The organism is Lachnobacterium bovis, assembly GCF_900111325.1.
Taxonomy (GTDB): Bacteria; Bacillota; Clostridia; order Lachnospirales; family Lachnospiraceae; genus Roseburia; species Roseburia bovis_A.
In genome coordinates this window covers 1-26,263 of sequence record NZ_FOGW01000006.1, presented here as the reverse complement: position 1 = coordinate 26,263, position 26,263 = coordinate 1, and the positions used below count along the sequence as shown (strand labels likewise).

The 26,263-nt window shown below is 32.1% G+C and carries 21 protein-coding genes; 1 reads left to right on the top strand and 20 read right to left on the bottom strand.

From position 1 onward, the window contains the following. Positions 1-13: 13 nt before the first annotated feature. From gltB to malQ, 18 genes are all read right to left on the bottom strand, one after another. Positions 14-4,567, bottom strand: a complete 4,554-nt coding sequence (gene gltB, locus BMY79_RS02705) for a glutamate synthase large subunit (RefSeq protein ID WP_022747969.1) — start codon at positions 4,565-4,567, stop codon at positions 14-16. Positions 4,568-4,982: 415 nt separating this feature from the next. After that, the gene (locus BMY79_RS02700; protein WP_027421956.1) at positions 4,983-5,543 is read right to left on the bottom strand and encodes a hemerythrin domain-containing protein; all 561 of its coding nucleotides are present in this window, start codon (positions 5,541-5,543) and stop codon (positions 4,983-4,985) included. Positions 5,544-5,546: 3 nt separating this feature from the next. Continuing rightward, positions 5,547-6,152 (bottom strand): hypothetical protein, encoded by a 606-nt coding sequence (locus BMY79_RS02695; RefSeq protein ID WP_027421955.1) that lies wholly within the window; start codon positions 6,150-6,152, stop codon positions 5,547-5,549. 3 nt (positions 6,153-6,155) lie between these two features. Further along, the gene (locus BMY79_RS02690) at positions 6,156-6,347 is read right to left on the bottom strand and encodes a DUF1858 domain-containing protein (RefSeq protein ID WP_027421954.1); all 192 of its coding nucleotides are present in this window, start codon (positions 6,345-6,347) and stop codon (positions 6,156-6,158) included. A gap of 466 nt (positions 6,348-6,813) precedes the next feature. Further along, positions 6,814-8,199 carry an NADPH-dependent glutamate synthase gene (gene gltA / locus BMY79_RS02685; protein ID WP_022750373.1) on the bottom strand — a complete coding sequence of 462 codons (1,386 nt, stop codon included), beginning with the start codon at positions 8,197-8,199 and terminating at the stop codon, positions 6,814-6,816. Beyond that, positions 8,199-9,089 (bottom strand): sulfide/dihydroorotate dehydrogenase-like FAD/NAD-binding protein, encoded by an 891-nt coding sequence (locus BMY79_RS02680; protein ID WP_022750372.1) that lies wholly within the window; start codon positions 9,087-9,089, stop codon positions 8,199-8,201. The genes gltA and BMY79_RS02680 overlap by 1 nt, the downstream gene beginning before the upstream one ends. Before the next feature lie 119 nt (positions 9,090-9,208). Further along, complete coding sequence (locus BMY79_RS02675) at positions 9,209-10,009, bottom strand: ABC transporter ATP-binding protein (RefSeq protein ID WP_022750371.1); 801 nt, start codon at positions 10,007-10,009, stop codon at positions 9,209-9,211. A 1-nt stretch (position 10,010) separates the two neighbouring features. Further along, a complete protein-coding gene (locus BMY79_RS02670; protein WP_022750369.1) occupies positions 10,011-10,955 on the bottom strand; it encodes an ABC transporter permease in 945 nt (314 codons plus the stop codon). A 29-nt stretch (positions 10,956-10,984) separates the two neighbouring features. Continuing rightward, positions 10,985-12,010, bottom strand: coding sequence for an ABC transporter substrate-binding protein (locus tag BMY79_RS02665; RefSeq protein WP_022750368.1), 1,026 nt, complete (start codon positions 12,008-12,010; stop codon positions 10,985-10,987). Between the two features lie 130 nt (positions 12,011-12,140). Further along, positions 12,141-13,085, bottom strand: a complete 945-nt coding sequence (locus tag BMY79_RS02660; RefSeq protein ID WP_022750366.1) for a TIGR03943 family putative permease subunit — start codon at positions 13,083-13,085, stop codon at positions 12,141-12,143. 69 nt (positions 13,086-13,154) lie between these two features. Continuing rightward, complete coding sequence (locus BMY79_RS02655; RefSeq protein WP_074730381.1) at positions 13,155-14,261, bottom strand: CobW family GTP-binding protein; 1,107 nt, start codon at positions 14,259-14,261, stop codon at positions 13,155-13,157. Positions 14,262-14,420: 159 nt separating this feature from the next. Then, a complete protein-coding gene (gene rpsU / locus BMY79_RS02650; RefSeq protein WP_022749434.1) occupies positions 14,421-14,597 on the bottom strand; it encodes a 30S ribosomal protein S21 in 177 nt (58 codons plus the stop codon). Between the two features lie 140 nt (positions 14,598-14,737). Further along, on the bottom strand, positions 14,738-17,398 hold the full coding sequence (gene alaS, locus BMY79_RS02645; protein ID WP_022749433.1) for an alanine--tRNA ligase: 2,661 nt from the start codon (positions 17,396-17,398) through the stop codon (positions 14,738-14,740). Positions 17,399-17,445: 47 nt separating this feature from the next. After that, entirely contained in the window at positions 17,446-17,583 is a 138-nt protein-coding gene (locus BMY79_RS12110) for a hypothetical protein (RefSeq protein ID WP_022749431.1), read from the bottom strand. A 180-nt stretch (positions 17,584-17,763) separates the two neighbouring features. Next, the gene (locus BMY79_RS02640) at positions 17,764-19,068 is read right to left on the bottom strand and encodes an amidohydrolase (RefSeq protein WP_027421948.1); all 1,305 of its coding nucleotides are present in this window, start codon (positions 19,066-19,068) and stop codon (positions 17,764-17,766) included. A gap of 84 nt (positions 19,069-19,152) precedes the next feature. Beyond that, positions 19,153-19,992, bottom strand: coding sequence for a purine-nucleoside phosphorylase (locus BMY79_RS02635; protein WP_022749429.1), 840 nt, complete (start codon positions 19,990-19,992; stop codon positions 19,153-19,155). Between the two features lie 265 nt (positions 19,993-20,257). Further along, on the bottom strand, positions 20,258-20,929 hold the full coding sequence (locus BMY79_RS02630) for a YczE/YyaS/YitT family protein (RefSeq protein WP_022749427.1): 672 nt from the start codon (positions 20,927-20,929) through the stop codon (positions 20,258-20,260). A gap of 268 nt (positions 20,930-21,197) precedes the next feature. Beyond that, entirely contained in the window at positions 21,198-22,718 is a 1,521-nt protein-coding gene (gene malQ, locus BMY79_RS02625; RefSeq protein WP_022749424.1) for a 4-alpha-glucanotransferase, read from the bottom strand. A gap of 155 nt (positions 22,719-22,873) precedes the next feature. Between malQ and BMY79_RS02620 the strand changes: the two genes are divergently transcribed. Beyond that, complete coding sequence (locus tag BMY79_RS02620; protein WP_022749423.1) at positions 22,874-24,130, top strand: chloride channel protein; 1,257 nt, start codon at positions 22,874-22,876, stop codon at positions 24,128-24,130. 127 nt (positions 24,131-24,257) lie between these two features. Here BMY79_RS02620 and BMY79_RS02615 read toward each other — a convergent pair whose 3' ends face one another. Further along, positions 24,258-25,709, bottom strand: coding sequence for a glycoside hydrolase family protein (locus BMY79_RS02615; protein WP_022749422.1), 1,452 nt, complete (start codon positions 25,707-25,709; stop codon positions 24,258-24,260). 386 nt (positions 25,710-26,095) lie between these two features. Next, on the bottom strand, positions 26,096-26,263 hold a 168-nt coding region (locus BMY79_RS02610; protein WP_177176417.1), incomplete at its 5' end, for a transposase.

Below are 26,263 nucleotides of genomic sequence, written 5' to 3'. Positions count from 1 at the left end.
TCTTATTACCTCCTTAACCTTTGATACTTGCATAAAATGCTTCAATTTGAGCTTGTTTTGGATTTAATCCTTTTGCTTCCATTTTTACAATTGCTGTTTGCATCTTATGGTAATCATAAGGTACAACTTTCTTGAACTTAGGCAAATATTCACTGAAGTTATCTAAAATTTCTTTACCTTTTTTAGAATTTGTAAGTGTTACATGCTCTTCAATCATCTGTTTTAGTTCGATAACATCGTATTTATTTGTAACTTCTTCTGTAAATACCATTGATTTATTTGTTCTAATATATAAATCATTATCCTCATCTAATACATAAACGATTCCGCCTGACATACCTGCTGCAAAGTTTTTACCAGTTTTACCTAAAACTACAACTCTACCGCCTGTCATGTATTCACATCCGTGATCTCCAACACCTTCAACAACTGCAGTAGCACCAGAGTTTCTAACTGCGAAACGTTCTCCTGCAACACCGCTGATGAATGCTTTACCACTTGTTGCACCGTAAAGTGCTACGTTACCGATTACGATATTTTCAGATGCTTCAAACTTGCTTCCTGCTGGTGGATAAACAACTAATTTACCACCTGATAAACCTTTTCCGAAGTAATCGTTTGAATCACCAATTAATTCTAATGTTAATCCTTTTGGAATAAATGCACCAAAACTTTGTCCACCAGAACCATTACATTTGATGATATATGAATCTTCATCAAGTGTATCATCATATAATTTTGTAATATGTGATCCAAAAATTGTTCCTAAAGATCTATCTGTATTAGTAATTTCAAGTGATAATTCACGTCTTTGTTTATTTTTCAATGCATCTTCTAACTGTTTTAAAATAACTGTTTTATCTTTAGTTTTTTCTAGTTCAAAATCATATACATGCTTTGGATCAAAAACAACTGTCTCTCCTGCTTTACCGTAAGGATTATTTAAAATGTTATTTAAATCAATAAGTTTAGCACTATCTGATAAATCTTCTCTTACCTTTAATAAATCGCCTCTACCAACTAATTCATCAACTGTTCTGCAGCCTAATTTAGCCATGTATTCACGTAATTCTTCAGCAATAAATCTCATGAAGTTTTCTACATATTCTGGCTTACCAGCAAATCGTTTTCTTAATTCTGGGTTTTGAGTTGCGATACCAGCTGGACATGTATCTAAGTTACATACTCTCATCATTACACATCCTAATGTTACTAATGGAGCTGTTGCAAAACCAAATTCTTCTGCTCCTAAACATGCTGCTACAGCTACATCTTTACCGCTCATCAATTTACCATCTGTTTCAATTCTGACTTTGTTACGAAGCCCATTCATAATTAAAGTCTGATGTGCTTCTGCAAGTCCAAGTTCCCATGGAAGTCCTGCGTTATGAATTGAACTACTTGGCGCAGCACCTGTACCACCGTCATATCCAGAAATTAATACAACTTGTGCTCCTGCTTTTGCTACACCTGCAGCAATAGTTCCTACACCTGCCTCTGATACTAATTTAACTGAAATTCTAGCATCCTCATTTGCATTTTTTAAATCATATATCAACTGCTCTAAATCTTCAATTGAATAAATATCATGATGTGGCGGTGGTGAAATTAATGCTACACCTGGTGTTGATAATCTTGTTTTAGCAATCCAAGGATAAACTTTTTTACCTGGAAGATGTCCACCTTCTCCTGGCTTAGCACCCTGTGCCATCTTAATTTGAATTTCTTTTGCTGATGTAAGATATCTACTTGTAACACCAAATCTTCCTGATGCAACTTGTTTAATTGCTGAGCAACGATTCTTTCCATCTTTACCAACTGTTAATCTATCTTTATCTTCTCCACCTTCACCACTATTAGATTTACCATGTAATCTATTCATAGCAATTGCAAGTGTTTCATGAGCTTCTTTAGAAATTGAACCATATGACATAGCACCTGTTTTAAAACGTGTCACAATGCTATCTACGCTTTCTACTTCTTTTAAAGGAACTCCTTTGGCTGGATAATTAAAGTCCATCAATCCTCTTAAATTAGTGTGTGAACCTTCTTTATTTACTAAGTTTGTATACTCTTTAAATAAATTATAATCGCCCTTCCATGTTGCTTGTTGAAGCATATGAATTGTAGCAGGATTATATAAATGAGAATCAGCACCGCTTCTCATCTTATGACGTCCCATAGAATCTAATGTCAAATCAGTTCCTAATCCTAATGGATCATAAGCTTCTGAGTGAAGATCATTAACAACTTTTTCAATATCCTCAATTTTAATTCCACCTACACGACTTACTGTACCTGTAAAATATTTATCAATAACAGATTTATCAATTCCAATTGCTTCAAAAATCTTTGAACCCATGTAAGACTGAATTGTTGAAATACCCATCTTAGCAGCGATTTTAACGATTCCAGTTACGATTGCATTATTATAATCTGCAACTGCTGCATAATAATCTTTATCCAACATATTATCATCAACTAACTGTTTAACTGTATCTTGTGCAAGATAAGGGTTAATTGCTGTTGCACCGTATCCTAATAATGTTGCAAAATGATGCACTTCTCTTGGCTCACCTGACTCAAGAATCATTGAAAGTGATGTTCTCTTCTTAGTATTAATTAAATATTGTTGTAAAGCTGATACAGCTAAAAGTGAAGGGATAGCAACATGATTTTCATCAACACCTCTATCTGATAAAATAATGATGTTAGCTCCATCTTTATATGCTCTATCTGCTTCTACAAATAATCTTGCTACAGCTTTTTCTAAGCTTGTATTCTTGTAATAAATGATTGGAATAGTTTCAACCTTAAATCCTTCTACTTTCATTGATCTAATTTTCATTAAATCAGTATTAGTTAAAATAGGATTTTCAATCTTAATAACTCTACAGTTACTTGGATCTTGTTTTAAAATATTTCCAGCTTCACCTACATATACAGCTGTTGAAGTTACTACTTTTTCTCTAATTGAATCAATTGGTGGGTTAGTAACCTGAGCAAACAACTGTTTAAAATAGTTAAATAATGGCTCTCTATTATCAGATAATGCTGCAAGTGGAGTATCTGTACCCATTGCTGCTGTTCCTTCACCACCATTTTTAGCCATTGGTAAAATAGCCTCTTTAAGCGACTCATATGTATAACCAAATGCCTTTTGCATTCTTTGTCTATCTTCTTTTTTATAAGACATTACTCTACCATTTGGAATTTTGATGTCTTTAAGATTTACAAGATTGCGATCTAACCACTCACCGTATGGTTTAGCGCTAGCATATTTTTCTTTTAGTTCATCATCTGTAACAATTCTTCCCTCAACAGTATCAACTAAAAGCATTTTTCCTGGTTTTAATCTATCTTTTAATACAACTTTAGTAGAATCAACTGGTAATACACCAACTTCTGACGAAAGGATTAAATAATCATCATCTGTAATATAATATCTTGATGGTCTAAGTCCATTTCTATCTAATACAGCCCCCATAATATCACCATCAGTAAATAAAATTGACGCTGGACCATCCCATGGCTCCATCATTGTTGCGTAATATTGATAGAAATCTCTCTTCTTTTGAGACATTAATTTATCATTTGCCCATGGTTCTGGAATCATAATCATTACTGCAAGAGGAAGTTCCATTCCACTCATAACTAAGAATTCTAATGTATTATCTAACATTGCAGAATCCGAACCTTCACGATTAACTACTGGTAAAACTTTTTGGAATTCTCCTTTTAAAATGTCAGTTTCCATTGTCTCTTCCCTAGCAGACATTTTATCAGCGTTACCTTTAATTGTGTTAATCTCACCGTTATGAACGATAAATTTGTTTGGATGAGCTCTTTCCCAACTAGGATTAGTATTAGTAGAGAAACGAGAATGTACAGTAGCGATTGCTGATTCATAATCAACATCCTGTAAATCTTTAAAGAACTCTCTTAACTGTTCAACTAAGAACATTCCCTTATATACGATGGTTCTGCTTGATAATGAAACAACATATGTATCATCATTAGATTGTTCGAAAACTCTTCTTGCAATATATAATTTTCTATCAAAATCAATGCCTTTTTCTACATTGCTAGGTTTTTTAATAAAAGCCTGTGCAATATGAGGCATACAATCATAAGCTTTCTTACCAATTTTATCAGAATCAATAGGTACTTCTCTCCAACCTAAAAATTCCATACCCTCTTTTTCAACAATAACTTCAAACATTTTTTTGGCTTGAATTCTTTTAAATTCATTCTGTGGAAAAAAGAACATACCAACACCATATTCTCTTTCATTTCCAATTTCAATGCCAATTTCCTTTGTTATTTTAGAAAAGAACTTGTGTGAAATCTGTAATAAAATACCTACTCCATCACCCGTTTTACCGTCAGCATCTTTTCCTGCTCTATGTTTTAAGTTTTCAACAATTTTAAGTGCATTGGTAACAGTTCCATGTGTTTTGATACCTTTGATATTGACTACAGCACCAATACCACAATTGTCATGTTCAAAACTTGGATCATATAAACCTTCTGCTATTCTATTACTTTCACTTAAATGTTCATTCATAGCTTTATCCTCTCTTTTAGTGTATTTGATTCTTGTTGCATCTTTTATACGACGCTTATAACATAATAATATTTTACTACGTTAAATTCATGAATTTTCTTTTATAATAATACTACGTTTTTTTTATTCTGTAAACTGTTTTTTACTGCTCTATTGTCAGATTATTTGACTATTGTGTTTTTTCTTAGCTATTGTTTTTGAATTATCTGTTTTTTCTCTTTTATTGGCAAGTATACAAACAATTTAAAGAAGGTTTTTTTTATTTTTTTTATTTTTTTCAAAAAAAAAACAGACACCAATATTGAATTGTGCCTGTTTTTGATACAATAATGTAATATCTAGGAAGAGTATTTTTTGTTTTTTATTTGTATGAAGTATTATATTCCACAACAAATTCTTATTAAGATTATTTACCTTATTTTAAAAATCTTTCTGATTGATCTTTCAACCATCCAAGATACTTCTCTTGTACCTTATTCTCAGCTGCTTCTTTTTCAAACATTTCAGTTTCTTTATTTACTAATTCTTTATCTTCTTCAGAAAGCATCCTCTCCGCAAAAGTATAAACAACTGAGTTTTCTTTATCTACATGCCTTTTCAACAAATCAGCATATCCTGTTGCGTGACAAATCAATTGAATCTTAATTTCAGATGACTTATCTGTTTCATATAATTCAATTGTTTTTAGCAACTTTGTCATATGATAACGTCCCAAATCATGTTCTACTAACATTCCATTTTTTATTAACTTATTAGCAACTGGTCCTAATTTATCTATCATTACGCTAAACAGAATCTTTTCTTCTTTTCCATGATGCTGCTTATCTGAATAGTTTTTTCCAAAGTCAACACATTCTCTTAACAGTTCTGTATCTACTTCTTTCCCCTCTAGTAACCGCACTGATAATTGCTTAAGAACTTCTGTAAACTGTATAATATTCTCATGTTCCTTTATTAACACTTCAATACCGTACATACTTTATCTCCTTATTTCGTACTGATTCACATCTACTTTAGCAAACTTTAATCCTGTTAGACTAAGTAAACCATTTATAAACGATTCCTTTATCCTATTATAATATTCCATATTTCCTGATATGTTTTCCCAATAAATACTATGAATGTCAACAACCTGTCTCCACAAAACTTGGTTTTCTTCTTCATAGATTACTTCATTTACTCTATCACATGGCATCCCATTTAAAAGATTATCCTCTAAAAATTTATAAGCTGACTTTGCATCTGTGAGTTCAGTTGTTCTTTCCTCTCCAAAAGAATATGCTGCCTTCTCTAATTTTTCAATATTCTTATCCTCATTCATTGTTAAATAAGTAACCACAAATGCCAACCTATTCTCAACAAGAGAAACTCTCTCTTGTAACCATCCATGAATATTATTTGGATCACAGATTTCTTCTAAATTACCACTTTCAAGTTCTCCATATCTTCTAGCAATCATTCCTTTAAGTTCATCTCTCTCAGCTTTTTCACTTATTGCAGATTTAATTAATTCTTCAACTAAATCATTCTGCATATTTATCTTATTATACAACCATGTATGAATTGGTCCTAAAAATGCACTCATATCTTATAATCCTACCTCATTTAGCTTATATAAAACTTTCTCAACATCTAACCCATGTACAACACATGCATCTTCTAATGACTCCATTTGAGCAGATGGACATCCTAAACAATGCATTCCACAGTTCATAAGGACATCAGCAAGAGCTGGATTTGTTGCTAATATTTCGCCTAAATACATTTCTTTCGTAATCATTTATTAAATATCCTTTCTCTAAAATTAATTGTGTATTCTTGTTTATAAGGTAAATATATCATAGAAATAAATACAGGTATGTTGTATATACAACAACTCTGTGCTTTATACATTTTTTTATGGATTTTCAGTAAATATTTGAAATTTATATTTAGAAATGATCTTTTATTTTTGAAGATATACCATTATCTAGGAATGGTATTTTATTTTTGAGGACATGCCATTATTTAAAGAAGTTTATATATTTATAATGTTTTTCAAAATGGGAATACAAATCTTTAACAATATAAAGCCAAAAATAGATTTAAGAAAAACTCTTATATACTCTATCTTTGGCTCTATTTTAATATATGCACTTTTTGCTTTATTGCATATTTTATGCTTTTTATAGTTTAAACGACTTTCTTATTATCCGTTTACTATATACGTAATATCTAATCTTACGCTTTAAGCATATTAATTTTCATTAATTTTTAGACTTAATAAATTCGTCAATGCCTTTTGCAGCTTTCTTTCCTGCTCCCATTGCAAGAATAACAGTTGCAGCACCTGTAACGGCATCTCCACCTGCAAAAACTCCTTCTTTAGAAGTCTGGCCTGTTTCTTCGGATGCAATGATACATTTTCTTCTATTGACATCTAATCCATATGTTGTAGATGAAATTAATGGATTAGGTGATGTTCCAAGTGACATAATAACTGTATCACATTCAATTTCATACTCAGAACCTGGAATTTCAACTGGACGTCTTCTTCCTGACTCATCAGGTTCGCCTAATTCCATTTTAATAATCTTAATTCCTTTAACCCAACCATTCTCATCCACAAGAATTTCTGTTGGATTTTGAAGTAAATCAAAAACAATTCCTTCTTCTTTAGCATGATGTACTTCTTCAGCTCTAGCTGGAAGCTCTGCCTCACTACGTCTATATACGATATGTGTTTCCGCTCCTAAACGAAGTGCTGTTCTAGCAGCATCCATAGCAACGTTACCACCACCAACTACAACAACCTTCTTACCTCTTGATATAGGAGTCTCATAACCCTCTTTAAAGGCCTTCATAAGGTTATTTCTTGTTAAAAATTCGTTGGCTGAGAATACGCCGTTAGCTTGTTCTCCTGGAATACCCATAAATCTTGGTAAACCAGCACCTGAACCAATAAACACTGCTTCAAAACCTTCTTCTAATAATTCATCAACAGTGTCTGCTTTACCAACAACAACATTAGTTTCAATTTTTACACCAAGTGATTTAACATTTTCGATTTCTGCTTGAACAACTTTGTCTTTAGGTAAACGGAATTCTGGGATACCATAGCTTAATACTCCACCTGGCTGATGAAGAGCCTCAAAAATTGTAACTTCATATCCTAATCTAGCTAAATCACCTGCACATGTTAAACCGGCTGGTCCAGCACCTACTACAGCAACTTTATGGCCATTTGATTCTTCAGCTTTTTTAGGTTTAATTCCATTTTCTCTTGCCCAATCTGCAACAAATCTCTCTAATTTACCAATTGAAACAGCTTCTCCTTTGATACCTCTTACACATTTACCTTCACACTGTGATTCCTGTGGACATACACGACCACATACAGCAGGAAGAGCTGATGATTCTGAAATAATTTGATATGCTTCTTCAAAATTATTTTCTTTTACTTTAGAAATAAATCCAGGAATATTAATGTTTACTGGACAGCCCTGAATACATCTTGCATTCTTACAATTTAAACATCTTGTACTCTCATTAACTGCTTCTTCTTCATTATATCCGTAACATACTTCTTCAAAATTAGTAGCTCTCACTTTTGGATCTTGTTCTCTTACTGGAACTTTTTTCATCATATCCATTACTTGTCACCTCCACAATGTCCGCATCCACCATGATGTGTATTACCTTCTTCAAGCGCAAGTTTTGCCCTGCCTTCAGCTGTTTTATACTGTTGTTGTCTCTTCATTGCTTGATCAAAATCAACTAAGTGGCCATCGAATTCTGGGCCATCAACACATGCAAACTTAACTTCATCTCCAACAACCAAACGACATGCTCCACACATTCCTGTACCATCAACCATAATAGGATTCATGGATACTATTGTTGGAATTTCTAATTTTTTTGTAAGAACACATACAAATTTCATCATAATCATTGGGCCAATTGCGACACAAACATCGTAGTGTTTACCTTCATTAACTAAGGCATTAAGCTGATCTGTTCCCATTCCAGCGAAACCATATGAGCCATCGTCTGTTGTTACATATACATTCTTGGCAACAGATTTCATTTCATCAATGTAGAATAATAAATCTTTAGTTCTTGAACCCATAATTACATCAACATCAACTCCATGTTCATGTAACCATTTTACCTGAGGATAAACTGGCGCAGTACCAAGTCCACCTGCAATAAATACTATATTTTTCTTTTTAGTTTCTTCTAAATTTTCTTCCTTACACAACTCTGAAGCACATCCTAAAGGACCAACAAAATCTTCTAATGCATCTCCCTCTTCTAGACTCATCATACGACTTGTACCTGCTCCAATTGTTTGAACTACTATTGTAACTGTTCCCTTTTCCCTATCATAATCACAAATTGTAAGAGGGATACGTTCTCCTATCTCATCTGTTTTTGCAATAATAAATTGTCCTGGAAGACAATGTTTTGCAACTCTTGGAGCTAAAATATCCATTAAAATGATATTTTCTGCTAAAATTTGTTTTCTAACTATTTGATACATTTTCTCCTCCAATTTCTTAGTGTAGTATCTGTAGCCACTGCGGCATACAATATTTATTATACCTTAAATTTATTAAGATTTCAGCTAAAATATTGTGCATTAACGTGCAAAAAGTGCTATTAAGATAATAAAATCCTATCATTATCCATGTTCTGTCCAGCATTTCTTGCAAATTCATTAAGTAACTCATTAACTGTCATGTTTTTTCTTTTATCGCCTTTTATATCCAAAACAATATTACCATGATGCATCATAAGCGTTCTATTTCCAAGTTTAAGTGCCTGGTTCATATTATGCGTGATCATTAAACAAGTTATGCTACGTTCCTCAATAATCTTTTTTGTTAGTTCAATAACATTATCGGCTGTCGCTGGATCTAACGCTGCTGTATGCTCATCAAGTAGTAAAATTTTAGGTGTAACCATCGTCGCCATCAATAGTGTTAGTGCCTGTCTTTGCCCTCCCGAGAGTAACCCGACTGGCTGTTTCATTCTATCTTCTAAGCCCATATTCAAAAGAGATAAATACTCTCTAAATCGACTTTTGTCCTTTGCAGAAATCCTATTAAAAAGTGTATAATTTGACGTTGACGCTCTAAGGTAAGCTAACGCCATATTCTCTTCGATTGTCATATTCGGTGCAGTTCCTTTTAATGGATCTTGAAAAAGATGTCCTATATCTTTGCTTCTTAAATGTTCTTTTTTAAAAGTAATATCTTCTCCACCTAAAATAATATGACCTTTATCAACATAAAAATTCCCTGTTATAGCATTAAATAGAGTTGATTTACCGGCACCATTACTTCCTACTATCGTAGCAAAATCACCATCTTTTAAGTCTAAATTCAAATCAACTAATGCCTTTTTTTCATTAATCGTACCAGGATTAAAGGTTTTTGAAACATTAATAATTTTTAACATATTATAAATCCTCCTGGTCATACATATTTTCAATTTCCTTTTTCGAAACTCTCCTATTAATCAAAAAACGAGTTTTCTTTTTCATGTAAGGAATTATAATTGCAATTGCCACTATACTTGCTGAAATAAGCTTCAAAAAGTCTGCCGGAATATTTAATCGTAATGCCAAAGCAATAATGACTCTATACAAGCAACTTCCTAAAACAACTCCAACAATTCGTACTCTAATACTTCGTTTGCCAAACAATGTTTCCCCAATAATAAGTGATGCTAATCCAATTGTCACCATACCTGTTCCCACGTCAATATTCGCTGATTTTTGATATTGAGCAAGAATTCCTCCTGATAATGCTGTCAAAGAGTTTGCAACACATAATCCCACTGTAATTGTAAAAGCTGGATTGATGCTTGACGCACGAACCATGTAAACATTATCACCTGTCGCTCTTATTGATAAACCTAACTTTGTTTTAAGAAAAAACGATAAAAGTACGCCTACAATAATTACAATTATCACCACTATAATTAATTTGTAATATTCATCTGGCAAAAAAATTTTAGCTTTTGAAAAAACAGTATCACAACCAAATATATTTACATTTGCGACAAAACCCATTACTGCCATATTTATTGTATATAAAGCCGTATTTACAATAATACCTGCTAGAATAGATTCTACTCCTAGTTTTGTCTGTAATATAGCTGTCACAAATCCAGAACACACTCCTGCTAAAATTGCAACTAATAATCCCAATACTGGATACCCATTAACCGTCATAATTGCAGAAACAACGCATCCTAATGTAAAACAACCATCTGTTGACAAATCAGCTATATCTAATATCGAAAATGACAAAAATAATGCCAATGCAACTAATGCATAAATAAAACCTTGTTCAAGAGCTCCAATGAAAATTAATTTACTAAAAATAACCGTTCCACTCATTTTCTATAAAACTATCCTCCATAAGGTTTTTAATCAAATTCTTTTTTTGTTTTAGTTTCAATCACTTGAGTACACAAATCTTTGAATTTTGAATAATCTAAACCGATCTTTTCTGCTGTTTCTGTATTAACTGTAGCTATTCCACTGTTGACGAATTGTACCGGAATCTGCGAAGGCTTCTTTTTTTCAACTAAAATATCTACTGCAATATCAGCTGTTTTCTTACCTAATTCAACATAATTTATTCCATAACCGCAAAATGCACCATTTAATGCAAATGAATCTGCGCCAGCATAGTGTGGAATTTTTGCATTTTGAAATTTATCATAAATTGATATTTCTGCAACTTGTACCGTATTATCTGTTGGTGTAAATACTGCATCGACTTTATTTTCAATCAAAGCATCTGCACATAAAGCGATTTCATTTGTTGTCGTTCCTGTCTTTTCTACTACCTCAATTCCATTCTTTTTACATAATTGTTTAATTTCTTTTATTGCTTTAATTGAAGAATCTTCACTCTTGTTATACAACAAACCTAATTTTTTTACATCTGAACCTGCCCTAATCACTTTAAACAAAGTTTTAGTGTCAAGAGCATCTGAAGTTCCTGTTATATTTCCTGATGGTTTTTCTAAAGATTTAACTAACTTAGAAGAAACTGGATCTGATACAGCTGAAAAAACTATAGGAATATCCTTGTCTTCTGTAGCATTTTGGCAAATCATTGCTGCCGGAGTTGCTATAGGTATAATTATATCTACTTCATTATTTACTAACTCTGTCGCAATCTGATTTAAATTAGAAGCATCTGCTTGACCATTATGTTTATATTTTTTATATTCAAAAACTACATTTTTTTCTTTCCCTTTTTCATCTAACTCTTTTTCTATAGAAGATTCTATCTGATTCAATGAAGCATCATCTACATATTGTACTATTCCCACTTTATAAACCTTTTTACCCGATTCTCTTTTTTCTGAACCACATGCACCTAGACTCATTAGCATGGTCGTTGCTAACAAAATACTCATCAATATTTTTCTTCTTTTCATACTTTTCCTCCTAAAAAAAGGAACGCTCTAGACAGTAGCTAGTGCGTTCATTAAACTACTCGATAATATAACACTTTAAACTTATAAAGTGTTTTTGTCAATACTACCAAGTCTATTTATTTTTATGTTATTATGAAAAGTATACCAAATCATCTTCTGGTTTCTCAGCTGGTTCAATAGATATAGGATAAAGAACTGGTCCTTTTCCTTTATATCCCATATCAAATTCAATTTTTATTTTAGCTGTTAAATCAATCCATGATTTATCTGGAATCTGATCCTCATTAGGATATTTAGCCTTAAGACCAATAAATGTTATATCTTCAACACAACATGTCATTACAAAACGTCCAGGTATAAATATTCCCTTCTTTAATTTATCAGGATTAGCAACTAATGCTCTGAATTTAACTTTTTTATTGTTATATTTTTTATAGTTTTCCATTACATCCATATACCAAATAGCATAATCTGCATCAGAAATTTCTATAATATCTTGATCTAAGTCAAATGGTAATTCCTCTGGTGTATCATCTAAAGAACCATCTTCTCTCTCATATACGATTTGAGCTTTTCTGTTAAATCCTTTGATGTTCATTCTGAATTGACGCTTATCAACACTCTCATCACATCTGTTAAAGATTACAACATCAGAACAAATTAACTGTTCCTGCATCATAGCTCTCATATTTTGCATATACATCATAAAGGTATTAGCATCAACAGTTGATAATGTTTGAACTATCATCCATTGTACTGGCAATTCAATCTCTAAAATATGAGAAATTGGCCATGTACCATTATATTCAATAAATACCTGTTCCGGTTGATACTTATCAGCTAGCTCTTTAAGTCTTTCTGGTGTAAAATCAGCCTCAGATTCAATTTCAACAACATCAAAATTTACCTTGTTAAGCTTTTCTACATCATATTCGCAATCACCATCTTCACACATGATGATTAAGCCCTTAGCACCATCTGTAAAATCATTCTCAAATAATGTTTCTTCAATCAAGCTTGTTTTACCGCTATCCATAAAGCCCGTAAATAAATATACTGGAATATTGTCTTGCATAAAGTTATCCTCTCTATTTCACAATTACTTTTTTGACTTATAATTACCTGTAATCTATTAATAAAAATCTTATTTTAAGCCAAATAATTCTTCTAATTCATCATCATGAATATCAGTACCAATTACACATAATCTACCTGTATAATCAGGCTGACCATCTCTTAATTCGTAATCTCCTGGAACCATATCGAAATAAATCCATTTGCCATCTGTTGCTTCAACCATACCCTTTGCTCTAAGAATATTATCAGACTCAACAAAACCTTTTAATATTTCTTCGATTTTAGCTCTTTCAAATTTATGTGGAGTTTCTTTTCCCCAACTTGTAAATACTTCATCCGCATGGTGGTGATGATGTCCATGACAACACTCATGGCCTTCGTGGTCATGATCATGGTCGTGGTGGCAACACTCATGGCCTTCGTGGTCGTGATCATGGTCGTGGTGGCAACACTCATGGTCTTCGTGGTCGTGATCATGGTCGTGGTGGCAACACTCATGGTCTTCGTGGTCGTGATCATGGTCGTGGTGATGTTCACTAGCTCTATTATGCTCAGCTAATAATTTCATTTCAAGATTCTCTTGTCCTTCAATTACATTTAAAATCTGCTCACTTGAAATATCATCCCAAGCAGTTGTTATAACTGCTGCCTTTGGATTTAATTTTTGAATCTGAGTTGTACAGAACTCTAACTGCTCGTCATTTGCATTTTGAGTTCTACTTAATATAACCGTTGTAGCATACTCAATTTGATTATTGAAGAACTCTCCAAATGCCTTCATCTGTTTACTTGCTTTTAAAGCATTTACAACTGTTACTAAACCATTTAACTTAACATCATGTGTTTTTTCCATATCAATAACAGATTTCATAACATCCGATAATTTACCAACACCTGATGGTTCAATAATAATTCTGTCAGGATTATATTTTGTAATTACTTCATCTAAGCTTTTTGCGAAATCGCCAACTAATGTACAACAAATACATCCTGAATTCATTTCTGTAATTTGAATTCCAGAATCTTTTAAGAATCCACCATCTATACCAACTTCACCGTATTCATTTTCAATTAAAACAATTTTTTGTCCTTTTAATACTCCTGAAAGCATTTTTCTAATAAATGTAGTTTTACCTGCTCCAAGGAATCCTGAAATAATATCAATTTTTGTCATCGTGTCACTCCTTTATTAATAAACAAAATTATTGGTTAGTCAAATTTAACTCACCTATGTAGTTTACTTCTTTTATGTGCAAAATGCAAGTTATTAAATTTAAAAATTCAATATACAAAAGACTGTCGCACGTGCTATGCGACAGCCTTGAACTTAATACTAATTGTATTTTCTTTTTCTTGCAGCTTCAGATTTTTTCTTGCGTTTTACGGATGGTTTTTCGTAATGTTCTCTTTTACGAATTTCCTGTTGGATACCTGCTTTTGCGCAGCTTCTCTTGAATCTACGTAAAGCGCTATCTAAAGTCTCGTTTTCTTTAACTGTTATACTAGACATTATCTCACACCTAACCTCCCTCCAGTTGCATATTGTGCATCAACTGTAAGGTAATCTTCATTGCACTATAATTTAGTTTATCAAAAAATCAAATTTTGTCAACACTTTTTGCTGATTTTTATAAATTTTTAATAAATATTTTATTTGATCATTGATTCTAATGCCTTACTTGCCTCGGCAATTGCTTCTGGAATTCCTTCCGGTTTCTTACCTCCAGCTTGTGCCATATTAGGGCGACCACCGCCACCACCATTAACTTTGCTTGCGATAGCTTTTATAAGGTTACCTGCATGTGCTCCAGCTTTCATAGCTTCATCTGTAGCCATAACAATAAGATTTACTTTGCCCTCATTGTTAGACGCTAACACAACAACACCTTCACCTAATTTTTCTTTTAATTGGTCACCTAAATTTCTTAACTCATTCATATCAACATTGTCAACTGAAGTAGCAAGCAATTTAACGCCTTTAACTTCAACAACAGAATCCATTACGTTTCCAAGTGATTCTCTTGCTGCCTTACTCTTTAATGATTCAACTTCACTTAATAAAGCTTTATTTTCATCTAATAATGCCTTAACTCTGTCCAAAAGATTATTTGGAGTTGCTTTTAAAGTCTTCGCAACGTCTTCTAATCGTTTTTCTACTTCATTGTAATAATTAAACACATTATCGCCTGTAATAGCCTCTATACGTCTTGTATTAGCTGCAACACCACTCTCTGATACTATCTTAAATACTACAATATCCTTTGTGTTAGAAACATGTGTACCACCACATAATTCTTTTGAGAAATCTCCCATAGAAACTACGCGAACTTTTTCACCATATTTCTCACCGAATAAAGCCATTGCACCTGATTGTTTAGCTTCATCTAATGTCATAACGTTTGTTACAACATCTAAACCTTCGTTAATTTTTTGATTAACTAATTTTTCAACTTTTTTCACTTCTTCTGAAGTCATAGCTTCAAAGTGAGTAAAATCAAATCTAATTTTCTCACCATCCTGGAATGAACCAGCTTGTTCTACATGATTACCTAATACTTCTCTTAAAGCACTCTGTAATAAATGTGTTGCAGAATGATTCTTACAAACATTATCTCTATTGTAAACATCTACTTTTAATTCAACAGTATCAGATACTTTTAACATACCTTCAGTAACTTTACCAACATGGCCAATCTTACCACCTAATAACTTAACTGTATCTTTTACTTCAAATTTACCTTCAGATGATACAATCACTCCGCAATCGCCTTGCTGACCACCCATTGTAGCATAAAATGGTGTCTCATCAACAACGATTACTCCCTCGTCTCCTTCTGCAAGTGCATCAACGATATCTTCACTTGTTGCTAATACACTAATTTTTGAACTAGCTTCTAATTTATCGTAACCGACAAACACTGATGTAATGCTTGGATCAACTTTCTGGAAAACAGATGCTTCTCTACCTGTATAGTTAGTAGTTTTTCTAGCATCATGAGCTGTTTTTCTCTGAATTTCCATGCACTCATCAAATTCTGCTTGATCAAATGTAAATCCTTTTTCTTCAAGAATCTCAGCTGTTAAATCTGCTGGGAATCCGTATGTATCATATAATTTAAATGCATCTTTTCCTGGTAAAACCTTACTACCAGCTTCAATCATCTTCTGCTGCATATCATTTAAGATAGAAAGTCCCTGGTCGATTGTAGCATCAAATCTTTCTTCTTCTTTTGCAAGAACATTAAAGATGAATTCTTTTTTATCTTCTAACTCAGGATAACCATCTTTACTATCTCTAATTACAACTTCTGCAATTTTTGGTAAAAATGTTCCCTTAATGCCTAACATCTTACCATGTCTTGCAGCTCTTCTAATTAAACGACGTAACACATAACCTCTACCTTCATTTGTAGGCATAATACCATCAGAAATCATGAAAGTAGATGAACGAATATGGTCTGTAATTACACGAATTGAAACATCATCAAGTGCATCAACATTATATTTCTTTCCTGATAAACTGCAAACTTCATCACGAATTGCTTTCATAGTATCAACATCAAAAACAGTATCAACTTCCTGCATTACTGTAGCTAAACGCTCAAGTCCCATACCAGTATCGATGTTTTTTTGTTTTAATTCAGAATATCCACCCTTTCCGTCACCTTCAAATTGAGTAAATACGTTATTCCAAATTTCAATAAAACGATCGCACTCACAACCAACTTTACAATCAGGACTTCCACAACCGTATTTTTCTCCACGATCGTAATAAATCTCAGAACATGGACCGCATGGACCTGCACCATGCTCCCAGAAGTTATCACATTCACCTGTTTCAGGATCTCGATAGAAGCGTGTTATTTTCTCAGCTGGTACTCCAACTTCTTTTGTCCAAATTTCAAAAGCTTCTTCATCTTCACCATAAATTGATGGATATAAACGATCTGGATCTAATTCTAAAACTTTTGTCAAAAACTCCCAAGACCAGTTAATAGCCTCGTGTTTAAAATAATCTCCAAATGAGAAATTACCTAACATTTCAAAAAATGTAAGATGACGTGCAGTTTTACCTACATTTTCAATATCACCTGTACGTACACACTTCTGACAAGTTGTAACTCTTCTACGTGGTGGGATTTCTTCCCCTGTAAAGTATGGCTTAAGTGGTGCCATACCAGCATTAATAAGTAATAAACTGTTATCATTATGTGGTACTAATGAAAAACTCTTCATCTTAAGATGTTCTTTACTTTCAAAAAATTCAAGATACATTCGACGTAGGTCATTTACGCCATATTTCTTTTCCATGAAAACTTTCCTCCAAAACTCTATGCAGCAACTAAGCTGTTTTTATTTTAGTATATTTTATCTTTTTTATTTTTATTGCGCGCTTTACGACATGAAACGCCAATTGAACCGCCTATAAAAGCGATAACAACAATACCTAGTAATTTAACTAGATAATTAAATAAAGCATTAAAAACTGTAATCATAATAGGTTTCCTCCTTATTTTTGCTCAATTAAAAATGTTCAAAACCCATAACTTAATTCATTATATATGAATTTTTATAAGATTTCAATGTATCTTTTGAGTTTTGGATCATAATTATCTACTACATTAATTTAATCGACACTATTTATACTACAATTTAGCAATTTCATTCAATAGCACCTATTCCATTTCTCTAATAATACTGTTTGCTTTTTCATATACTTCTACTGGATCAATTCCAATATTAAATTGTCCATCTTCATATAAAATCTCACCATTTACAACTGTCATTTTAACATTTGTTTTACTTCCGCTATATACGATATTTTTAATAATATTGTTTATAGGTTGCATATTTGGCTGATTTAAATCAATCATAACAATATCAGCTTTTTTTCCTACAGCGATAGCGTTACACTCACTTATTCCCATAGCATCTGCGCCATCTTTTATTGCCATTTTCAAAACATCTTCAGCATTAATACTATTTGCTGTTTGATCTTTGATATTTGCCAAACCAGAAACTAAAAACATTTCTCTAAACATATCAAGACAATTATTACTTGAAGGACCGTCTGTTCCAATTCCAACTTTGATTCCATTTTTTCTAAATGTAGTAATTGGAGCAATTCCGTCATTTAATTTAAGATTTGATGCAGGGCAAGTAATCATAGACATATTATGTTTTTTAAAAATATCATAATCTCCATCATCCATCCAAATACAGTGGTATCCACCGCCCCCGTACTCATGCAAACCTAATTCATCAAAAAATTTAGTTGGTGACATTCCCCATCTTTCCTTACATTCCTTTACTTCTAAAGAAGTTTCCGAATTGTGAGTCCATACAGGTAGTTTATATTTATTTGAAAAAACTGATAATTCTTCTAATAATTCTTTGCTGCATGTATATTCTGCATGAAAACCTGGAACAAATTTTATTCTATCTGACATTTCATTAATCTTTAAATATTGCTCCTCAACTTCTTTTACTGAAGATGTAAAATTATTAAGTCCTGATGTAATCATTGTTCTAAAGCCAGTGTTATAAGCAGCTTTAGCAGTTGCATATGGATATAAATACATATCAAATGATGCAGTAATTCCGCTTGTCAAATACTCCATTATTCCTAAAACATTTAAATAATATGCATCTTCTTCTTTTAATAAAGCTTCTTTTGGAAAAATGTGATTTTGTAACCATTCTTGAAGTGGAACATCATCTGCATAAGATCTTAAGAATGTCATTGCTGTATGTGTATGTGCATTCTTAAATCCTGGAATTAAAACGTTTCCTTTTACATCAATTTCTCTATTCCAAATAATTATATCATTTTCTTTGCAAACGTTTTCTGAATTTTTTCCATTTCCAACATAAACTATTGTGTCTTTTTTTACCCAAACTTCACCGAAAATCACTTCTAATTTATCTTCATTTTCTTCTTTAGGCACTACTATTCTTGCATTATAAAAGCGAATATTCATTTTTTCCTCTTTTCTTTTATAGCACAAAGTTCTTGCGGCAAAATATACCACAAGAACTTTATGTATTTAATGTGTATATTTATTTTATTTATTTAAAATAGTTCCAATTTCTTTTATAGTTTCTGTAACCAATTTTTGGAATTTTGGTTCTGCTTCTTTAGCACTCTGCTGAATTTCTGTATGTGATAAAGGCACTGCTGAAATTCCTGCTGCTAAATTTGAAATCAAAGAAATACCCACTATTTTCATTCCCATATGATTAGCTGCAATAGCTTCACATGCTGTACTCATACCAACAGCTCCTGCTCCAAGCAAACGGCTCATAGCAACTTCACTTGGACTTTCATACTGTGGTCCTGTAAATTGTACATAAACACCCTCTTTAATATTAATATCATTTAAGGCTGCGTGTTTTCTAACAATTTGCTGTAAATCTTCATCATAAATATGAGACATATCTGGAAATCTAGTTCCTAATTCTTCAATATTAGCACCGATTAATGGTGATGGAACAAATGACGCTATTTGATCTTTTATAAGCATCAAATCTCCGGCTTTCATTCCTTGCATAACGCCACCAGCTGCGTTTGTTAAAAATAAAACTTTTGCACCCATGAGTTTCATTAATCTTGTTGGCAAAACAACATCGGACATTTCATATCCTTCATAGTAATGTACCCTTCCTTGCATACATACTACTGGAACATCTCCTACATAACCAAAAATAAATTGGCCTTTATGTCCCTGTACGGTTGACACTGGAAAGCCTTCAATTTCATGATAATCTAATGTCTGTACAACTTTGATTTTTTCGCCATAATTTCCCAAACCAGATCCTAAAATCAAGGCAACCTGAGGTTCAAAATCCACTTTACTTTTTACACTTTCATAACACTTCATTAATTTTTCGTATACTGGACTCATTTTATTTCCTCCTAATGTCTAATCTTTTCTAGCCTTTCTTTCTCCATAACAAGTTATTATTTTAAAAATATTATAAACACGTTTGCTTATAACACTTTCAAAAATATACTTATTATAATATATATAGAAAAAACTCTCCCATAGATAGAGTATAACATATTATCGTTTAGTACGCAAAAAAAGCGCAACAGTTATTACACTGTTACGCTTAAAAATTTATTTCTCACGATTTACTTTACCATTATATTACTTTTACAAAATAATATTACATTGCAACATCTTTATCTTCTACCATTCTAGCAATCGGAGCCTTAACAGCTGATGCAGCTGGCCCAATTGTAAAAGCCATAATTAATGTTACGATTCCAACTGTTTGTCCTAAAGAAAAACCTATAATTGTAGCTGTTAAATCGATGATAATTCTAACAACTTTAAATGGAACTTTATCTTGTTTATTTGCAATAATAATTGGAATAGCATCATATGGAGCAGTTCCTAAATCAACAGCCATATAAACCGCTACTACAAAAATAAAAATTGCGATAGAAACTATCATAATTGTAACTCTTACAGCAAATGAAACTTTGTTAATGTTAAATGTTGGGAAGAAATGTTTCATAATAAATGCCATTAAATCATTTGCATATCCAACAAGAAACATATTTAAAACTGTACCAAAACCAATTCCTGATTTATCAATACAAAATACTATAATAAATAAAAATAAATTAAATAGAGCTTGCCAATTTCCTAATGTCATATGTACTTTACCAATTATACCAAAGTTCATTGTTGAACATGGATCATTACCAAAATTAACTAAATTTAACCAGTATACACAAAAACCTATAATTACAACTGATACAAAACACATTATTAATCTTTTTAACATGTGCGGTTTATTATATAAACCATCAAAAAACTCTTTCATATTCATTTTAAATTTGTCCTCCGTAATTCATAAATAAAATTTACTTTAATAATTGTTTACTTATTTTTATTTTCTTTCATTTTTAATTAAAAAGCATCAATTTCCGTCAAATTCCGTCACGACTGATGCATTTGTTATTATACCAAAAAAAAATAAATTTGCAAAGTACGTTTTCGGTTTTTAGACCATTTTTACGGCGTTTTTTCAAAAAATTAGTACAATTTACATATAAAACGAGTATACCAACATCAAAATGCCGATATACTCGTTCCATCTAAGCCTCTTTTTTGTTTTTTATCTCTGTTTTGACGAACGCTTTATTAAGCCTTCCATACATTTTAGTATACTTCAACAATTTATTTCTTGACGATAGTGAGAAATCTTCCGGAATTGCTCTCCATTTCCAGTTTTTTCCCAAAGTTGACGGAATATTCATTCTAGCTTCCTTACCTAATCCTATGATATCTTGCATAGTTATTATACATGTATCAGCCACAGAAGACATTGCTCCTCTAATAACTCCCCAATTGTATCCTTCTTTTTTCGTCAAATTGAAGTAATTATTCACAAAATCAACCGTTTCTTCTGGTGCATCTTCTAGCCACCCTAAAATAGTATCATTATCATGTGTTCCTGTATAAACTACACAATCTTTATTATAAAAATGTGGTAAATATTCATTTCCATTAATATCATCAAATGCGAACTGCAAAACTTTCATTCCTGGAAAACCTGATTCTTTTAACAAGTCTTTAACCGATTGTGTTAAGTATCCTAAATCTTCTACTATAATAGGTAATTCGCCCAATTCTTCTTTTAATGTATTAAATAAGTCCATTCCTGGTCCTTTTTTCCATTTTCCATTTTTTGCTGTTGAATCTTTTGCCGGAATTGCATAATATGAATCAAATCCCCTAAAATGATCTATTCTAATGATATTATACATTTCTGACATTGCTCTAATACGTTTTACCCACCAAGAATAATTATTTTTTTTCATAACATCCCATCTAAATAATGGATTTCCCCACAATTGACCATCTTCAGAAAATGCATCTGGAGGACATCCAGCAACTTCTATCATTTCTAGATTTTCATCTAAATAAAACTCATTTGGATTAGACCATACATCTGCACTGTCTGCTGATACATAAATAGGAATGTCGCCAATGATTTGTATGTCATTCTTGTTTGCGTATTTTTTTAGTGCATCCCATTGTTTTCTAAATAAATATTGTAATATCTTATAAAATTCTATACTATCTTCATATTCTTCTTTTGCTTCTTCAAGCGCTTTTTTTTCTCTGAATTTATATTTATCATCCCACTCAAACCACGCTCTTCCATCGTTTGCATCTTTTAATGCCATAAACAATGCGTAATCATCTAACCATTCTTTTTCTTTATTACAAAATTCTATATATTTTTTGGGTATATTCTCTCTAAATCTGATACTAGCATTATTCAAAAGATTATAACGATTCTCATAAATAACACCATAATCAACGTATCTTTCATTGTCTCCCCACTCATAATCACTTAACTCTTTTTGAGTAAGCAAACCATCTTTTAATAAATATTCTAAATCAATAAAATATGGATTTCCTGCAAAGCTCGAAAAAGATTGATATGGCGAATCTCCATAACTAGTTGGACAAATTGGTAATATTTGCCAATATGTTTGTCCTGCTTTTTTTAAATATGTTATAAATTTTTTTGCTTCATTTCCCATTGTTCCAATTCCGAAAGGCGAAGGTAGCGATGAAATTGGCATCAAAATTCCACTAGTCCTCATATTAATGTTTTTACCTCTTTTCGTATTTTTTCGTATATTATAATTATATTTGTTTTTTTATACATTAGCAACTATAAATGCAATATTTTACAAAATATTATTCAATATGGTAATATATATACTAGACATTAATACAATATACAAAGGAGTATTTTATGAATAACTTTTCTATTCCACCTTTAAATAACCATCTTAAAGCTTTTGCTTCTTCTTTAAAGTGGATTTTTTTATCATTAATTGTTGGTTCGATTGCAGGCTCTTTGGGAACCATTTTTTATTTTGCATTAAATTTTGTTACAAATTTTAGAAAACAAAATTCATGGATTATCTATTTTTTGCCACTCGCTGGTATCTGCATTGTTTTTCTATATAGAATATTTAAAGACGAAAAAGATACAGGCACTAACTTAGTTTTATCCGCAATCCATTCTAATGAACACATTCCACTTAGGATGGCACCTTTGATTTTTATATCTACAATTTTAACACACCTTTTTGGAGGTTCTGCTGGTAGAGAGGGTGCAGCTCTTCAAATGGGCGGAAGTCTCGGCAATAGTTTAGGTCGTCTTTTTAAACTCGATGACAAAGACAAAAAAATAATGATTATGAGCGGAATGAGTGCAGCCTTTTGTTCGCTTTTTGGCACACCAATGGCCGCAGCAATTTTTTCAATCGAAGTCGTAAGTGTTGGTGTAATGTATTATGCTGCACTTGTTCCTTGCGTTATAAGTTCGCTAACCGCAAATGCTATTGCAACATATTTCGGTGCTAAATCAGCAATGTACAAAATTTTTATTCCAACGTACAACTTACCCAATATTCTTTCGACTAGTTTAATTACGATACTTACAGCTTTAGTTAGTATTTTATTTTGTATCATGCTTCATTATAGTGGACACCTATTCAAAAAATATTTTGAAAATCCATATTATAGAATAATTGCAGGCGGTTTATCTGTCCAAATTTTAACATTGCTTTTAAGAACACACGATTACAACGGTGCTGGTATTGATGTTATACATAATGCTTTAGCTGGAAACGTTTGTTTTTATACTTTCTTTTTAAAAATCGTTTTCACTTGCCTCACACTTTCTAGTGGATATAAAGGAGGCGAAATTGTACCATCTTTCTTTATTGGTGCAACTTTCGGAAGTGTTGTCGGCTTGATTTTGGGAATAAATCCCGCTTTTGCTTCCGCAATCGGAATGATTTCTTGTTTTTGCGGTGTAACTAATTGTCCTATTTCATCTCTATTAATAAGTTTTGAATTATTTGGATACCAAGGAATGCCTTTCTTCTTGATTACAACTGCTTTCAGTTATCTATTTTCTGGATATTTTGGCTTATATACTAGTCAAAAAATTATTTATTCTAAATATAAAACAAACTATATTAACAAACCAACAATTTAAAAATCACCTTAAGAAGATAATTTAAGCTTATGTCATTTTTAACTATAAAAACCCCAACGCCATTTTATTCTGACGTTGGGGAAGTTTTGCGATGTATTGTATTACTTGCTTGTATCTTATCTATACCTTAATTTTTTCTATATATTTCCATACCACTAAATTTCACAGAATCATTTTTTGTGTAGAGATATACATTTTTTCCTGTTACTCCGTGTAATCTAACTGTTAACGCTGCTATTTTATCAATATAAAATACGCCTGTTGAACCATCATTAATATATGTGAATGAATATTTTTTGCCTGGTTTTAATGGAGCATTTACTTTAGTTATAAGCTTCTTACCATTTTCATAATTCAACTCTAATGTATTATCCTGTGGATTAATTGTAATTAACTTATTTTGATTTGCATCGTCGCTATATCCAAAACTCAAGCCAAAATTACCAAGTGATTTATATGAAAATGATCCTCTTATCATATATGTTTCTGATGTCTGTGTAAAATGATTAAATTTACTTCTTTGTCCAGCTTTTAATGTACTAACATAATTTTTTACTGGTGCTAAATATAAACTTCCATCTGAATTTACCTTCAACTGCTGCACAACAAGATTTCCAGCCCATGCATTTACATCCATTGATGTTGTTTGATCTGAACGTCTTGACCAACCAACCATGTATGTATTCTTACCATCTTCAACATGTTTTGCTGCGTAGAATAGTTTACCTTCTAATCTCTTTGGCTCACTATATGGTCCAAATTGAGAATCTGATGAAGCATACCATAATGTATCATCCTGTGCAGAATAAGTAATATACCAACGATTACCCAATTTGAATGTATCTGTACATTCTAGATTCCAAAATACTCCAGTAGGTTCTGTAAATATAATTCCATCATATTTAACTTCTTTCAAGTTTTCGCTAATTGAATATTTCAAAATTCTCGCAACACCGTCTTTTGATGCTGTAACTGTCATCGATAATTTTTTAGTTTTTTTATCGTAATACACCTGAGGATCTCTGAAATCATTCTTTTGATGAATATCTTCTGGTGGTGTAACTTCAAACTTTTTATCTTTCTTTAAATCTGTAAGATTATTTCCTTTTGCAACACGTATTGTCTCTTTAAAGCCTGTTGCATCTGTATTAGCATGTGCTGTATAAAAGTATAAATACTCATTTTTAACTTTTACCATTGATCCTGTGCCAATCCATTCTTCCTGTCCTATTCCCTCTGTTTCAATAATTGGTTTTTTATATTCCTCATAATTCACAAAATCCTTAGTAGTAGCTAAATAAATTGAGTGTCTAAAACTATCTCCTCCATCTTTTAAGTAGTACATATAGTACTTTCCATTCTCATAATAAGGCATTGGATCTCCGACAAATGATTTAATTCCATTTTGATCCACTGGTTTAAAAAACATCTTATTTCCATAATTTGCCTCTTGTTGATCTGGTGTCATTTGAGCGAAGTCATTAGCCTGTGAAGCTTTAACTATATTAAAGCTTCCTGTAATGATAAAAGATGATGCAAGCCCTAATGACAAAACAGCCTTCATAATTTTTTTACTCATTTCATTTCCCCTTCCTTAAACCTTTTTGATTTCTTTTTATTACCTTTCCATTTACCTTAAATACATAATAGTGCATTTGCACTATTATGTCAACATTTTTATGTGCATTTACATCATTTTAGCAACTGTAATTTTTACATTTGCATCATCAAATTGATTTTTTAACCAATTTCCATTATATACCGCCTTTTATTTGTTAAGAATAACTAACCAGCATTGTTTTGTAGCTTATATTTTTTCTTAATAAATAATTAATCAGCACCACCGGCTTAGCCGGTGGTTTGCTCTTGCCCTATAAGGGCATATTACCGGCACTGAGTCTAAAGACTCGTCGAAAGGTTCGCCAGCCGCAACATCATTTCCCTACTGAGCCCCATGGGCTCTTTTTATTTGTTTTGCTTTACCGGCTCACCCGTAAACGGGTCTACATATTCCTTCAGTGTCATTTGATCATATTCTAAATCTTCTTTTAACTGATTCTGAATATACTCTTGAATTTTCTTCGCATTTTTTCCTACAGTGTCTACATAATATCCTCTGCACCAAAAATGTCG

Excerpts from the sequence above, each read along its gene's own strand:
- gltB (WP_022747969.1), bottom strand. The coding sequence starts at position 4,567 with ATGAATGAACATTTAAGTGAAAGTAATAGAATAGCAGAAGGTTTATAT.
- BMY79_RS02700 (WP_027421956.1), bottom strand. The coding sequence starts at position 5,543 with ATGTACGGTATTGAAGTGTTAATAAAGGAACATGAGAATATTATACAG.
- BMY79_RS02695 (WP_027421955.1), bottom strand. The coding sequence starts at position 6,152 with ATGAGTGCATTTTTAGGACCAATTCATACATGGTTGTATAATAAGATA.
- BMY79_RS02690 (WP_027421954.1), bottom strand. The coding sequence starts at position 6,347 with ATGATTACGAAAGAAATGTATTTAGGCGAAATATTAGCAACAAATCCA.
- gltA (WP_022750373.1), bottom strand. The coding sequence starts at position 8,199 with ATGGATATGATGAAAAAAGTTCCAGTAAGAGAACAAGATCCAAAAGTG.
- BMY79_RS02680 (WP_022750372.1), bottom strand. The coding sequence starts at position 9,089 with ATGTATCAAATAGTTAGAAAACAAATTTTAGCAGAAAATATCATTTTA.
- BMY79_RS02675 (WP_022750371.1), bottom strand. The coding sequence starts at position 10,009 with ATGTTAAAAATTATTAATGTTTCAAAAACCTTTAATCCTGGTACGATT.
- BMY79_RS02670 (WP_022750369.1), bottom strand. The coding sequence starts at position 10,955 with ATGAGTGGAACGGTTATTTTTAGTAAATTAATTTTCATTGGAGCTCTT.
- BMY79_RS02665 (WP_022750368.1), bottom strand. The coding sequence starts at position 12,010 with ATGAAAAGAAGAAAAATATTGATGAGTATTTTGTTAGCAACGACCATG.
- BMY79_RS02660 (WP_022750366.1), bottom strand. The coding sequence starts at position 13,085 with ATGCAAGACAATATTCCAGTATATTTATTTACGGGCTTTATGGATAGC.
- BMY79_RS02655 (WP_074730381.1), bottom strand. The coding sequence starts at position 14,261 with ATGACAAAAATTGATATTATTTCAGGATTCCTTGGAGCAGGTAAAACT.
- rpsU (WP_022749434.1), bottom strand. The coding sequence starts at position 14,597 with ATGTCTAGTATAACAGTTAAAGAAAACGAGACTTTAGATAGCGCTTTA.
- alaS (WP_022749433.1), bottom strand. The coding sequence starts at position 17,398 with ATGGAAAAGAAATATGGCGTAAATGACCTACGTCGAATGTATCTTGAA.
- BMY79_RS12110 (WP_022749431.1), bottom strand. The coding sequence starts at position 17,583 with ATGATTACAGTTTTTAATGCTTTATTTAATTATCTAGTTAAATTACTA.
- BMY79_RS02640 (WP_027421948.1), bottom strand. The coding sequence starts at position 19,068 with ATGAATATTCGCTTTTATAATGCAAGAATAGTAGTGCCTAAAGAAGAA.
- BMY79_RS02635 (WP_022749429.1), bottom strand. The coding sequence starts at position 19,992 with ATGAGTCCAGTATACGAAAAATTAATGAAGTGTTATGAAAGTGTAAAA.
- BMY79_RS02630 (WP_022749427.1), bottom strand. The coding sequence starts at position 20,929 with ATGAATATGAAAGAGTTTTTTGATGGTTTATATAATAAACCGCACATG.
- malQ (WP_022749424.1), bottom strand. The coding sequence starts at position 22,718 with ATGAGGACTAGTGGAATTTTGATGCCAATTTCATCGCTACCTTCGCCT.
- BMY79_RS02620 (WP_022749423.1), top strand. The coding sequence starts at position 22,874 with ATGAATAACTTTTCTATTCCACCTTTAAATAACCATCTTAAAGCTTTT.
- BMY79_RS02615 (WP_022749422.1), bottom strand. The coding sequence starts at position 25,709 with ATGAGTAAAAAAATTATGAAGGCTGTTTTGTCATTAGGGCTTGCATCA.